Here is a 10,871-nt window from a genome sequence, read left to right as displayed (position 1 = left end):
AATTCTAAAGGACTAGTGGATGCATACTTTACAAATCGGAAAATATACCCTCGGAAGCCGTCTTATCGTCGGAAGCGGCAAATACGACTCGTTTGAAACAACCAAAGCAGCAACACTGGCAAGCGGGTCTGAATTGATCACCGTAGCCGTGCGCCGTCTCAATATCACCAACCCCAATGAACCGAATCTTCGCGATACGTTTGCGGGGACGAATGTCAAGTTTTTGCCCAACTCCGCTGGATGCACCACCGCCGAAGAGGCGATCACCCTTTTTCGCCTCACCCGTGAAGCGACGGGAATCGATCTAATCAAACTCGAAGTAATCGGCGATACCCAAAAGACTCTCTATCCTGACGTATTAGAGACGATCAAAGCATGTGAGGTATTAGCGCGTGACGGATTTACGATTATGGCCTACACCTCGGATGATCCGATTATGGCACGCCGTCTCGAAGATGCGGGAGCCCACGCGATTATGCCTCTTGCTGCCCCGATCGGTTCAGGTCTTGGGGTACAAAACCGTTATAACATCGTGTTTGTCCGTGAAGCGGTCAAGGTACCGATTATCGTCGATGCAGGGATAGGATGTGCCAGTGATGCGGCGTTAGCAATGGAGTTAGGTGCGGATGGAGTTCTCACTAACACAGCGATTGCGCAAGCGCAAAATCCGATGCTGATGGCGGAAGCTATGAAAAATGCGGTGATTGCAGGACGTTTGAGTTATCTTGCAGGACGTATACCTAAACGTCCTTACGCTACTGCTTCATCTCCAGTGGATGGGATGATCCAGTTTTAATACCTTCTATACTTTTCTGTTTAGTCAGAAAAGTATCAAAAGATCATACCGTGATCCAAGAACGCTCATTCCTCTCGGCACTGTTACCTTCGGAATGGCTCTAGGTATTGGATCACGGGAATTTTACTACGCCTCGATATAATCTAAATCCTCATGAAACGTCTCACGGGTAAAATAAAGTGCCACCAAAGCAATCGTAAACACAACCGACCCCACTACTGCGGCGGAACCCAAAACACCCATACTCTCTTTGAGCAGCATAAAGCTCGACGTAATCGGCACGACCGAACCGCGAACGAAATTGGGTACCGTCGTTGCGACGGTAGCACGGATGTTCGTTCCGAACTGCTCCGCCGCCATAGTAATAAAGAGGGCCCAGTAACCACAGAACACACCCAGCAAAAAGACCGCGACATAAAACGATTGTGCCGTTGCACCCGATAGAGTGAAATAGTACAGGACACTAGCTACTGAGAGCACCATAAAGATGGTATACGCCCGTTTACGGCTTTGCATCTGTTGCGACAAATATCCGCTCGCCAAATCACCGACCGATAATCCGATATAGGTGTACATCAGTGCCTGCCCCGCCGTTACGTCCCCTATGATATCGAGTGCTTTGGCAAACTCAGGAGAGAACATCACCAAAACACCGACAACATACCACAACGGCATCCCAATCACGATGGCTTTAATGTATTTACTGAAAAGCTTCTTGTGGGTAAAGAGGGCAAAGAAATGCCCCCTCTTAATATCATCGCTGACATGGTGCTGAAACATTTCCGATTCTCGAACACGGAAACGTAAAATCAACAGTAAAAAGCCCAGCACCCCGCCGATGATATACGCATTTCGCCATGCAAAATTTTCAGCGACGATATTGGCTGCAACGACTCCGAGGACACCGAATGCCGCAATACTCATGACCCCGTACCCGCGCAGCTCTTTAGGGAGGATTTCGGCAACCAGCGTCACCCCGGCCCCCAATTCACCCGCCAAACCGATACCGGCGATAAATCGTAACAGGGCATACTGCTCGACATTGGTCACAAATGCATTGAGAAGATTGGCAACCGAATAGAGAATAATCGAGGCGAACAACACAGAGAGCCGCCCTTTTTTATCCCCCAAAATTCCCCAGAGAATCCCGCCGATCAGCATTCCCCCCATTTGGGCATTCAGGATAATCGATCCCCATAGGGTAACGCCATCTTTATCCAACCCCAACTCGGTCAAACTCTCGACCCGCACCACACCGAATAAAATCAGATCGTAAATATCGACAAAATACCCCATCGCGATCACGATAACGGGGAGAGTTAAAACTTGACGCCATACACTCATACTAATACCTCCCCCCCCTTAAAATGATATGATGCCCACAAGATTGAGCATGACAAATAACAATGCAACCGGAGCAATAAAGCGAACACTAAATCTCCAAATAGGATAGAACCACCCCATTTGATCCTTCAGTACTGACGCAACACGCTCTTTTTCGACCACATGTCCGACAAAGATAGCCATTACCAATCCCGCAAGCGGCAAGAATACATTGGAAGTCATATAATCCGACCAGTCAAAGAAACTTTTCCCACCCCATGTGAAATACTCCGAAGTCCCCGAATAAAGGGATAATATCGCCACTATCCCGAACAAATAAAAGAAAAGCCCCATAGATACTGCCGCTTTGACACGACTCATGTTCCAACGGTCGATCAAATACTGAACCATCGGCTCAACGAGCGAGACCGAAGAGGTGAGTCCGGCAAACGCAAGTGCTACAAAAAAGAGAACCGCTAGAACATTCCCCACCATCCCCATCGCATGAAACACCGAAGGAAGAGAGATAAAGACGAGTCCCGGCCCTTTTGCAGGTTCCGCACCGTATTGGAATAAAAAGGTAAAAAGAACCAATCCCGCTGCCAAAGCAATCAGCGTATCGGTTGCGATAACAAACAAAGAGGCGCGGACAATATTGCTATCTTTCGCCAACGATGCCGAATAGATCATGATCGCCCCCATCCCTAAAGAGAGGGTAAAAAAGGCATGTCCCACCGCTACGGCAAACGCTTCAGAGGTAAGCTTGCTCCAATCAGGAACAAACATGTAGGAGAGTGCTTTCGTAAAACTCTCCAAATTCATTGCATAGATCAGCATCCCCGCAATAATCATCATCAATGCCGGCATCAAGATGAGATTGAACTTCTCAATCCCCCCCTTGATCCCTCGAACCAAAACGGCGGTAATAATCATAAAAGAGAGGGTATGAAAAAATATTTGAGTCTCGATCCCTTGCGTCATGAGAGCGTTATAAATCCCCTCAGCTTCAGGAATCGAGGAAGGGAGTGTACCAAAAGAGAGGGTAATATAGTAAAAAATCCATCCGATAACAACGGAGTAATAAAACATGACAAGGGTTCCGGAAAGTCCCATAAACCCCGCATATTTCCATCTCTCTTTGTGACGCGGTGCCAACTCTTCAAACGCTCCAACACCGTCACGACGACCTAAATACCCAATCAGCATTTCCGCGATCATCACCGAAAATCCGACCAATGCAACCGTCAACAAATAGACGAGAACAAACGCACCCCCACCGTATTCACCTGTAATATAGGGGAATTTCCAAATATTACCGAGTCCTACAGCTGAACCTGCGGCGGCCATCAAAAACCCCCACCGGCTAAAATGTGCTATTTTCATGCTATCCCTTATCCTATTTCTTGTCGAATCATTAGCAAAATTGATTCCTGATTTACTGAATTATAGCAAAATTGATGAAAGTATTGACATTTGAGTGAATTTCAACTATAATTTCGCCTCACTAATTAGCTCACTCGAGTTTAAGTTAGATGAAGGTCGGGGCGTAGCTCAGTCTGGTTAGAGTACTTGGTTTGGGACCAAGGGGCCGGAGGTTCGAGTCCTCTCGCCCCGACCATGTTTTTTTCTTTTTTTGTATTTTTTCAAACAGATTCTTTATTACAGATGGTGGGTGTAGCTCAGTCGGTTAGAGCATCAGGTTGTGGTTCTGAGGGTCGTGGGTTCGATCCCCATCACCCACCCCATTTGTTTCTGGTTTGAAACACCTTTGATACACGATGTTTTAGAAGGCGATTGTGCGTTCGTAGCTCAACTGGATAGAGTAACGGACTTCGGATCCGTAGGTTATAGGTTCGAACCCTATCGGGCGCACCATATATACTCATGCGTCCTTAGCTCAGCTGGATAGAGCAATGCCCTTCTAAGGCATCGGTCAGAGGTTCGAATCCTCTAGGGCGTACCACCTTAGACTTATAATTACGTGCGCGGATGTGGTGAAATTGGTAGACACGCCAGACTTAGGATCTGGTGCCGCAAGGTGTGAAGGTTCAAGTCCTTTCATCCGCACCACCAACAATCGATAACCCCCTATTTATAAGGGCATCGGTAGACTTCAAAACTGCTTAATTCAAAATTTCTGATACTTTTCAACTTACTTTCTGATACTTTTCTAGCGAGAAAATGTCATGAAATACCTCTTTCTACAAGATTCTTATTATCACTTCAGACGAAAAATCCCAAACACTACCAAAAACTTCACTTTTGATAGGGCTTACATGGATTGCGGGTTAATAAAGCAGCACAGCTTTATCTCGACGATATTATCGACCGTGATAGCGTAATATGTTTTCGAATCTATACACAACATTCCGATCAACAAATCAAAAATAAAACTTCTCGACGTATTGTGCCGATTCATCCAAAGTTGATAGAACTTGGATTTTTAGACTATACAAAAGAGCTTCAAAAACGCGGGGAAGAACGAATTTTACCACAACTTTTTTTCACTAACGACAAAGGTTACGGACAGGCATTTTCAAAAAAGTTCAATAACAAAAAGTTCAAAGCAGAATGGATTGATCTAACAACTCTACAAAATGAAAAACTTTTAAAAGATTTTCATTCGTTCCGGCATACATTTGCTTCAAAAATGAGTGGGAGAGTTTTGGACTCGCAATTAAACTTTTTAATGCGGCACGAGGGTAAGTCAGAAAATCAAAAACGATATATCGTTCAAAACCAAAAGGTTTTACTCGAAGCGATCCAAAAGATGGATATTGCAGGAATTATTTTTCCAACTTTAAATTAGTTTATTTGAAGCCCAAAGATAGCAGCTAATTTTAAATTTACTGAGCTTAACTATCTTACGCTTGATAAACTAACCGACTTATTTGCATACATTGTATAATCATATCTGACTGGTTCAGAAATCCACTGTCTTTGACTAACCCAGTAAATACTTGAAGTATAGCCTGAATGTCCTTCATAGGTACAGAATACATTACCTGTAAATATATTTCTTTGACATTTTTCACGAGGTTCGTTGACGTAAAAATTGCTGCATTGTTTACCGTATCCAGCAGAACAAGTTTCTCGCAATTTTGGCATAACAGCATCATAATAACCTTCTATAGAAGCATTCGGGTGTTCTTCTTTCCACGCTGATGTTTCTTCTATGGAAACCATTTTTTGTGAGCAACCTGTGAATGATAGAGCCACGCCTAATAGAACAAAACCTAGTCGTTTTTTGTTAATCATTTTTTCTCCTTTCTATATGAAGCAACTTCTTGATTATATAAATTTACTATTTTGGTTTGAAGTTCATTTATATAAGTAGAATAAGCTCGACCCTTCATATCCATTCCGTGATAACATTTATCCTGCTTCCCATCTTTGCCAATACAAACAGATTTATCAACACGCTCAATACTGCTTTCATTTACTATAAAACAATTTGAATATTTTGTATAAAATCCTTTTAAATACGTTTTATCGTTCTCAAAAATACCCTTTTGTAAATCGTTGCGTACACTTGCATCAGGAGTATATTTTATATTCATGTTTATGCATGTACCTGAAATATCATATCCTTGATTATTTTTCAACAAAACATTTTGCATCAATAAATTTCTCTTTTCTTGCGAAAGATCACTATAATTTTGAATAGTTGTTTGCTTAAAAGGTTCAGGATCGGTATAAAAAACTCGTCCGGTAGCACATCCGTCCAACATTACTAATGCACCCAATAATGTAATAGATGCGACAATTTCATTTTTCATTTTTTTTCCTTTTATAGTTAAATTTCCATCTCAAAACGATTAACTAGAATGTGCTCTTTTTAAATTTTAGCCATTCCTTTTTATTTATCCCGTTTTCCGCGATACCAGTTTGTATATGATTGGTACATCGCAGAACTTTTACTATTCAACTCACCTTTTGCGATGTATTCATCCTCTTCAACAAATAACTCATGAGATTTCAAATAAGCTATAACTTCATCTGCATCATAAACCAGAATAGTTTTCGGTTTCTCTTTATAAGTCACAATTTCAATGAATCCTGCCTTGATATGCGGACCAGAAGCAATTCTGCATCCATATTCACCAATCCCAAATGCATCAAATGCAGATCCCGCAGATGCCGCACCCGAACTGGTACACTTAACAGCAAATTCCTCAGGTGTATTCATAGTCGATCCATCTGTATTTGAAATCAATTTTGGTTTATCTATTGCAAAGTATTTGTTACCTGATTTTAATGTATACATTGCAGCTTGTTGCAATGAAAACCATGCCGTTTGAGTTGCATCAGAAGCTCTTGAAAGGCTAGGAGCACCTGGAGCGTGTCCTGCTAAAATCACTGAGCTTGGCTTCACTATTGGGTTATAAGCAGATCCACTATAACTACACCCAGCAAACAGAAGTAATCCGCTAGCCAATAAACCATTCGAAATTATTTTTTTTACCATCTTTTATCCTTAATTAAATATCCCAGCAATCTGAGTGCTGATTTTATCTTCTAAAATGGGTTGAGCTTCGGCAACTGTCAAACGCATCTGAGTAGCTTCGGCAAATACCCGTGTACTATGTTCAATTGTTTTATTATCTGCCAATTTCTCTGTAATTAAAACATCTGCTTGCATTCTGACATGACCATCTGCCGTTGCGTATGCGAATAATCCTGCAACAGCACCAACAGCCAAACCGCTCCCCAAAGCATCTTTGCCTGAGTGATTAACGGCATAGCTAACAATCGCTGTTGTTGCACCTGCCGCTGTTGCAGTTTTCAAAGCTTTTTGTTCATGTTCTTCGTTCATATTTAGAGCATTAACCTGAACTATGTACTGAGCAGTATCAGGATTATCCATTAACATATAGCCACGATTTTGCAATTTTTGCTTCACTTGATTTCCAAGTTCACTATCAACTGGACTGCTATTTTTAGCAACAATAAACGCTGTTTTCTTAGGCTGTATATTTTTAAAAAATATACTATTGGTCATTTTTGAATTTGCTTCCATTGTAATAGACCCACATCCTTGTAAAAGGATTGCAGACAATCCAACAACGCCAATAATTTGATACATTTTTTTCATTTAGTTCCCACCAGATTTACTAAATTCAAAGTGATTTTCTAAAAAGACAAGAGATAAAGGAAAGTTACTGATTACGCACGAAGAAGTATTGGCAATCTGGCGATCTTAATAACAAAAGACCCATGACTTTCCGACCCCATTTCACAATGAGTTTGGCTTTTCATAAAATAACATTGATAAACTGCTTGTATTATTAGATTATTCTTATTAATTTTTGCTGATCTCTGACACTTTTTATAAAATAAGTCTAGAAAAAAGTTGGGATATGAAATTTAATAAGACTTTATAGATATAAGAGTAGTATTTTGATACAGAAGTGATTCATTCTGATACTTTTTATGCACCAGTTTTATTTTAAAGCCCCTAAATAGGTACTTATGAAGGTTTTTGCTTGTTGGTGAAGAGTCCTTTCATCCGCACCATCGAAAAACCCCTATTATATGGGCTTCGGTATCTCTCTCTTCTTCAAAAAAAGTCATGCAATCATTGTAAAATTATTATATCACTCCTATTCATAACAATTTTAAGTATGTATTTCTTATTTTTTCATCAGTAGAAAAGCACTTGCATTTATCATTATGCTCCAAAAGGAGCATAGATTTTAATTTTTAACTAGGTCTTTAAAACGAGGATCGGTAATGATTTTATTCACCAATAGCTGAACAGCCGGTAAATATGAGCGTTGCATTTCACTGCAAGCAGAATATGCCGAAAAACTTGACTCATAATCATACCGTGACATAATTTCCATACTCTGTCCGTTTGTTGAAGTCAATTTTAATGTATGTTCCCAATACGCATTTCCTAAAACAGTGCTCCCATAAACATTTTCGAGACTACCCGAAATAATGGTTTTTGATTTAGGATCAATCATATCTCCCATTTCTAGTTCAACAGCCAAAGCATCTTCAACATACTTAGCGAAAGTCATACCATCAGGGGTGCCTACTGGAGTTGCCAATCGGCACATTACTTTCGATTCGCCCTCATTCTTAGCTTTAAAAGAAGCAATGGTTACTGCAGTTTTTTCTTCTTTTTGCAAATTTTTAACTGCACGTATATTTTGAGGAGAATTCGAGTAATTGGGAACTTTGTTGGCACATCCTGAAAATAAAAACAAACTGGAAATTGCCAAAGACGATAAAATTAAGCTTCGCATAGTGACCCTTAAAATCTAATTTGAAATATTAAAATATTTCTTATATTAATTCTATCTGGATTCACTTTAACCAAAGTTTAAAAGCATTTATACACATAATTTAATTTAAAAAACTACTAGAACAAATTTTAAAATTATCCTCTAATATCCAGAGTCAACCCTTTTCCGCTCGTTTGCGCTGAGATTACTGCAATGTTTTCTTGAAATTTTGTATTGTTTTTTTGAACTTCTTCTGCCGTAAATTCTAAAATAGCATCACTGAGAGAACGATTATGTCGAAGAGTTGATTCTGCTATTTGATTTGATTCCATTGGAGAAGGGGATTGCTGTGCACTACTGAGTATAACCATCTTTTTCCTTTATTCTTAGCAATTTTGATGTGTGTTAAACTAAGCATTACCTATTCCAAAAACTTCTCTTTTACCCCATCGCTTCATCAAACTGATTCACTTTTTCCATAGCGGATGCGATTAACGGCTCTAATACCTCATGTTTCAAAGAGTGCTTCTGTAAAAATCTCTCGATACTTTCCGTATCAAGCATCTCAATAGCACGTACCATCCCTAGTAACTCCCCGTAAAACCCGTCTCCCTCGAAGAGTGCCCGCTCGATTTCAGGTGCAACATTCAGCCGTTTTAGTACTTCCCGATGCGGAATGTGAAATAGGAGATGAATCAACGATAGCATCCCCACAAAATAAGCCGTTGCCTTTTGGGATTTTGTCGCGTTCGGATTAATGAGTTCTAACAGCTGTGTCATTAATTCCGTTCGATTCACAACCATCAGCATTAAGGGAATTGTATTTTGATTCGAGCCTTGAGATTCCGAAAACATCAAAAGCATAATCCAATGAGCAAGAGGTTCTCGCCCCACCAGCGTTAAAACGTGGCGAACAGAAGAGACCGGATTAGGGAGCGAAAAAACGGCGGAATTGATAAAACGGATCAATTTTAAACTCACCATATGATTTAACTCAAACGCTTTTACCAATTGATCGATATCTGCCTCGCATTGAAGCATATTCCACAGCTGAATCACAGCCTCTTGATCAATGGAAAACGAGGGATTTTCAAGAATTTTCGGCTTGGAGATAAAATACCCTTGAAAATAGGTGAACCCTTTTGCAACACACTCGGCATGAATATCATGAGATTCTATTTTTGCCCCGATGACAATCAACCCTTGTTTTTTAAGTTCCTCAACATCTTCCTGTTTAATCCGTCTGCTTCGGGTTATATCTACTTTAACAAACTCTAAATAGGGGAAAATAGGGGAAAATTTTTCTATATTTTCAGGGGTATAGGCAAAATCGTTAAGGGCGAAGCGGTACCCTTGCACTTTGAGTTTTTTTAAATGTTCACACAGCGCATTATCAACTACATTCTCTTCGAGCAATGCGTAAATGACTCTCTCTTTCGGAAATAACCCGAGTAGATCATGAAAAATAAACGCATCATCAATACGGATAAATCCGACCCGTTTCCCGAGAATCTGATCGATTCCGAAAGCACTTTGCAGATCGTTGATGAGGGTAGCCGTTGCATGCTCTCCATCCTTTTGTGCAGAGGAAAAAAGGTCATACGCAAAAAGGGCTCCCCGTTCATTGACAATAGGTTGACGACCGATATAACTGCTTCCCATTTTTATCTTTCTTTAATACTTTTCGCTCTCGATCTTAAGTTTTTATAGTAACACATAATGGATAAGAAAACCGCTAAAACAAGTTTCAAACCCCTTAATGTTACAATGGTACTTACAGTAAGGGAAGAGGGAGCCGTATGCGTCTACTGATTGGTTTGTGGTTTGGATTTTTAATGCTCTGGGGTGCGGAGGGATACAACGGTAAAAGTCTCATTATTACTCTCCCCTCACCCTCAGGAGTCATCGTGACCAAAGAGAGCAATATCAGTGTTCTCTCTCACCCCGCCAATCCTCAGCAAGGGTTCGCGATTCTCCCTATCGACTATTATTCCCCAATGGGGGAGAGCAACCTGACATGGAGTGCGCCGGGAAAAACACTCTCCTTTCCTATCACTATTCAAAGTGCATCGTACCCCACCGAAACACTGAGCGTTGACCCCTCTAAAATTACTCCTCCTCCCGAAGCCCTTGAGAGGATAGAACGCGAGCGGGCAAATGCCGAAAAAATCTATACCCATTTTACCCCCATACGCTACTGGAACAAACCGTTTATTCAACCGCTGGATACATTTATCACCAGTGAATACGGTTCGGCACGTACCTACAACGGAAGCTTGAAAAGTTATCACGGCGGAGTCGATTTTAGAGCTCGCACCCCAATCTCCATTCAAGCTGCGAATGACGGTATCGTCGTTCTAGCCGAAGATCGCTATTATGCGGGAGGGACGATCATCATCGATCACGGTGAGGGAATGTACAGTTGTTACTTTCACCTCAGCCGATTTGACGCAAAAGTCGGTGATTATGTCAAACAAGGGGATAGTATTGCCCTCAGCGGTGCGACAGGCCGTATCACC

The 10,871-nt window shown here is 41.1% G+C and carries 12 protein-coding genes, 5 tRNA genes and 1 riboswitch; of the genes, 8 read left to right on the top strand and 9 right to left on the bottom strand.

Annotation, left to right across the window (positions count from 1 at the left end; genetic code table 11):
• Positions 1 to 19: 19 nt before the first annotated feature.
• The gene (locus A2517_RS04920; protein ID WP_294894721.1) at positions 20 to 796 is read left to right on the top strand and encodes a thiazole synthase; all 777 of its coding nucleotides are present in this window, start codon (positions 20 to 22) and stop codon (positions 794 to 796) included.
• 126 nt (positions 797 to 922) lie between these two features.
• Here A2517_RS04920 and A2517_RS04915 read toward each other — a convergent pair whose 3' ends face one another.
• Entirely contained in the window at positions 923 to 2,140 is a 1,218-nt protein-coding gene (locus A2517_RS04915; protein WP_294894719.1) for an MFS transporter, read from the bottom strand.
• Positions 2,141 to 2,158: 18 nt separating this feature from the next.
• Positions 2,159 to 3,502 (bottom strand): sodium-dependent transporter, encoded by a 1,344-nt coding sequence (locus tag A2517_RS04910; protein ID WP_294894717.1) that lies wholly within the window; start codon positions 3,500 to 3,502, stop codon positions 2,159 to 2,161.
• A 157-nt stretch (positions 3,503 to 3,659) separates the two neighbouring features.
• On the opposite strand from A2517_RS04910, the gene A2517_RS04905 reads away from it, so the two are divergent.
• From A2517_RS04905 to A2517_RS04880, 6 genes are all read left to right on the top strand, one after another.
• Positions 3,660 to 3,737 (top strand) — tRNA-Pro (locus tag A2517_RS04905).
• A 50-nt stretch (positions 3,738 to 3,787) separates the two neighbouring features.
• Positions 3,788 to 3,864, top strand: a tRNA-His gene (locus tag A2517_RS04900).
• 53 nt (positions 3,865 to 3,917) lie between these two features.
• Positions 3,918 to 3,994: transfer RNA gene (locus A2517_RS04895), tRNA-Arg, on the top strand.
• Between the two features lie 11 nt (positions 3,995 to 4,005).
• Positions 4,006 to 4,082, top strand: a tRNA-Arg gene (locus A2517_RS04890).
• A gap of 22 nt (positions 4,083 to 4,104) precedes the next feature.
• Positions 4,105 to 4,189 (top strand) — tRNA-Leu (locus A2517_RS04885).
• A gap of 211 nt (positions 4,190 to 4,400) precedes the next feature.
• Positions 4,401 to 4,928 carry a tyrosine-type recombinase/integrase gene (locus A2517_RS04880; RefSeq protein ID WP_294894716.1) on the top strand — a complete coding sequence of 176 codons (528 nt, stop codon included), beginning with the start codon at positions 4,401 to 4,403 and terminating at the stop codon, positions 4,926 to 4,928.
• A 50-nt stretch (positions 4,929 to 4,978) separates the two neighbouring features.
• Here A2517_RS04880 and A2517_RS04875 read toward each other — a convergent pair whose 3' ends face one another.
• From A2517_RS04875 to A2517_RS04845, 7 genes are all read right to left on the bottom strand, one after another.
• Positions 4,979 to 5,377, bottom strand: coding sequence for a hypothetical protein (locus tag A2517_RS04875; protein ID WP_294894714.1), 399 nt, complete (start codon positions 5,375 to 5,377; stop codon positions 4,979 to 4,981).
• Complete coding sequence (locus A2517_RS04870) at positions 5,374 to 5,898, bottom strand: hypothetical protein (RefSeq protein WP_294894712.1); 525 nt, start codon at positions 5,896 to 5,898, stop codon at positions 5,374 to 5,376. Before A2517_RS04870 ends, A2517_RS04875 begins: the two co-directional genes overlap by 4 nt.
• A gap of 80 nt (positions 5,899 to 5,978) precedes the next feature.
• A complete protein-coding gene (locus A2517_RS04865) occupies positions 5,979 to 6,587 on the bottom strand; it encodes a hypothetical protein (protein ID WP_294894710.1) in 609 nt (202 codons plus the stop codon).
• A 9-nt stretch (positions 6,588 to 6,596) separates the two neighbouring features.
• Positions 6,597 to 7,214, bottom strand: a complete 618-nt coding sequence (traT, locus tag A2517_RS04860; RefSeq protein WP_294894707.1) for a complement resistance protein TraT — start codon at positions 7,212 to 7,214, stop codon at positions 6,597 to 6,599.
• An 87-nt stretch (positions 7,215 to 7,301) separates the two neighbouring features.
• A riboswitch (cyclic di-GMP riboswitch) is annotated at positions 7,302 to 7,381 on the bottom strand.
• 434 nt (positions 7,382 to 7,815) lie between these two features.
• Positions 7,816 to 8,373, bottom strand: coding sequence for a hypothetical protein (locus A2517_RS04855; protein WP_294894705.1), 558 nt, complete (start codon positions 8,371 to 8,373; stop codon positions 7,816 to 7,818).
• A gap of 134 nt (positions 8,374 to 8,507) precedes the next feature.
• The gene (locus tag A2517_RS04850) at positions 8,508 to 8,723 is read right to left on the bottom strand and encodes a hypothetical protein (protein WP_294894703.1); all 216 of its coding nucleotides are present in this window, start codon (positions 8,721 to 8,723) and stop codon (positions 8,508 to 8,510) included.
• Positions 8,724 to 8,793: 70 nt separating this feature from the next.
• The gene (locus A2517_RS04845) at positions 8,794 to 10,014 is read right to left on the bottom strand and encodes an EAL and HDOD domain-containing protein (protein ID WP_294894701.1); all 1,221 of its coding nucleotides are present in this window, start codon (positions 10,012 to 10,014) and stop codon (positions 8,794 to 8,796) included.
• 137 nt (positions 10,015 to 10,151) lie between these two features.
• On the opposite strand from A2517_RS04845, the gene A2517_RS04840 reads away from it, so the two are divergent.
• Positions 10,152 to 10,871, top strand: a 720-nt coding sequence (locus tag A2517_RS04840) for a M23 family metallopeptidase (protein ID WP_294894699.1), incomplete at its 3' end; no start/stop codon positions are given.

The sequence above is a fragment of the Sulfuricurvum sp. RIFOXYD12_FULL_44_77 genome (assembly GCF_001830725.1).
Taxonomy (GTDB): domain Bacteria; phylum Campylobacterota; class Campylobacteria; order Campylobacterales; family Sulfurimonadaceae; genus Sulfuricurvum; species Sulfuricurvum kujiense_A.
This window is presented reverse-complemented; position numbering and strand designations above follow the sequence as displayed.

What these genes read in the sequence shown, in the direction of transcription:
- A2517_RS04920 (WP_294894721.1), top strand. Translation starts at nt 20, where the DNA reads ATGCATACTTTACAAATCGGAAAATATACCCTCGGAAGCCGTCTTATC.
- A2517_RS04915 (WP_294894719.1), bottom strand. Translation starts at nt 2,140, where the DNA reads ATGAGTGTATGGCGTCAAGTTTTAACTCTCCCCGTTATCGTGATCGCG.
- A2517_RS04910 (WP_294894717.1), bottom strand. Translation starts at nt 3,502, where the DNA reads ATGAAAATAGCACATTTTAGCCGGTGGGGGTTTTTGATGGCCGCCGCA.
- A2517_RS04875 (WP_294894714.1), bottom strand. Translation starts at nt 5,377, where the DNA reads ATGATTAACAAAAAACGACTAGGTTTTGTTCTATTAGGCGTGGCTCTA.
- A2517_RS04870 (WP_294894712.1), bottom strand. Translation starts at nt 5,898, where the DNA reads ATGAAAAATGAAATTGTCGCATCTATTACATTATTGGGTGCATTAGTA.
- A2517_RS04865 (WP_294894710.1), bottom strand. Translation starts at nt 6,587, where the DNA reads ATGGTAAAAAAAATAATTTCGAATGGTTTATTGGCTAGCGGATTACTT.
- traT (WP_294894707.1), bottom strand. Translation starts at nt 7,214, where the DNA reads ATGAAAAAAATGTATCAAATTATTGGCGTTGTTGGATTGTCTGCAATC.
- A2517_RS04855 (WP_294894705.1), bottom strand. Translation starts at nt 8,373, where the DNA reads ATGCGAAGCTTAATTTTATCGTCTTTGGCAATTTCCAGTTTGTTTTTA.
- A2517_RS04850 (WP_294894703.1), bottom strand. Translation starts at nt 8,723, where the DNA reads ATGGTTATACTCAGTAGTGCACAGCAATCCCCTTCTCCAATGGAATCA.
- A2517_RS04845 (WP_294894701.1), bottom strand. Translation starts at nt 10,014, where the DNA reads ATGGGAAGCAGTTATATCGGTCGTCAACCTATTGTCAATGAACGGGGA.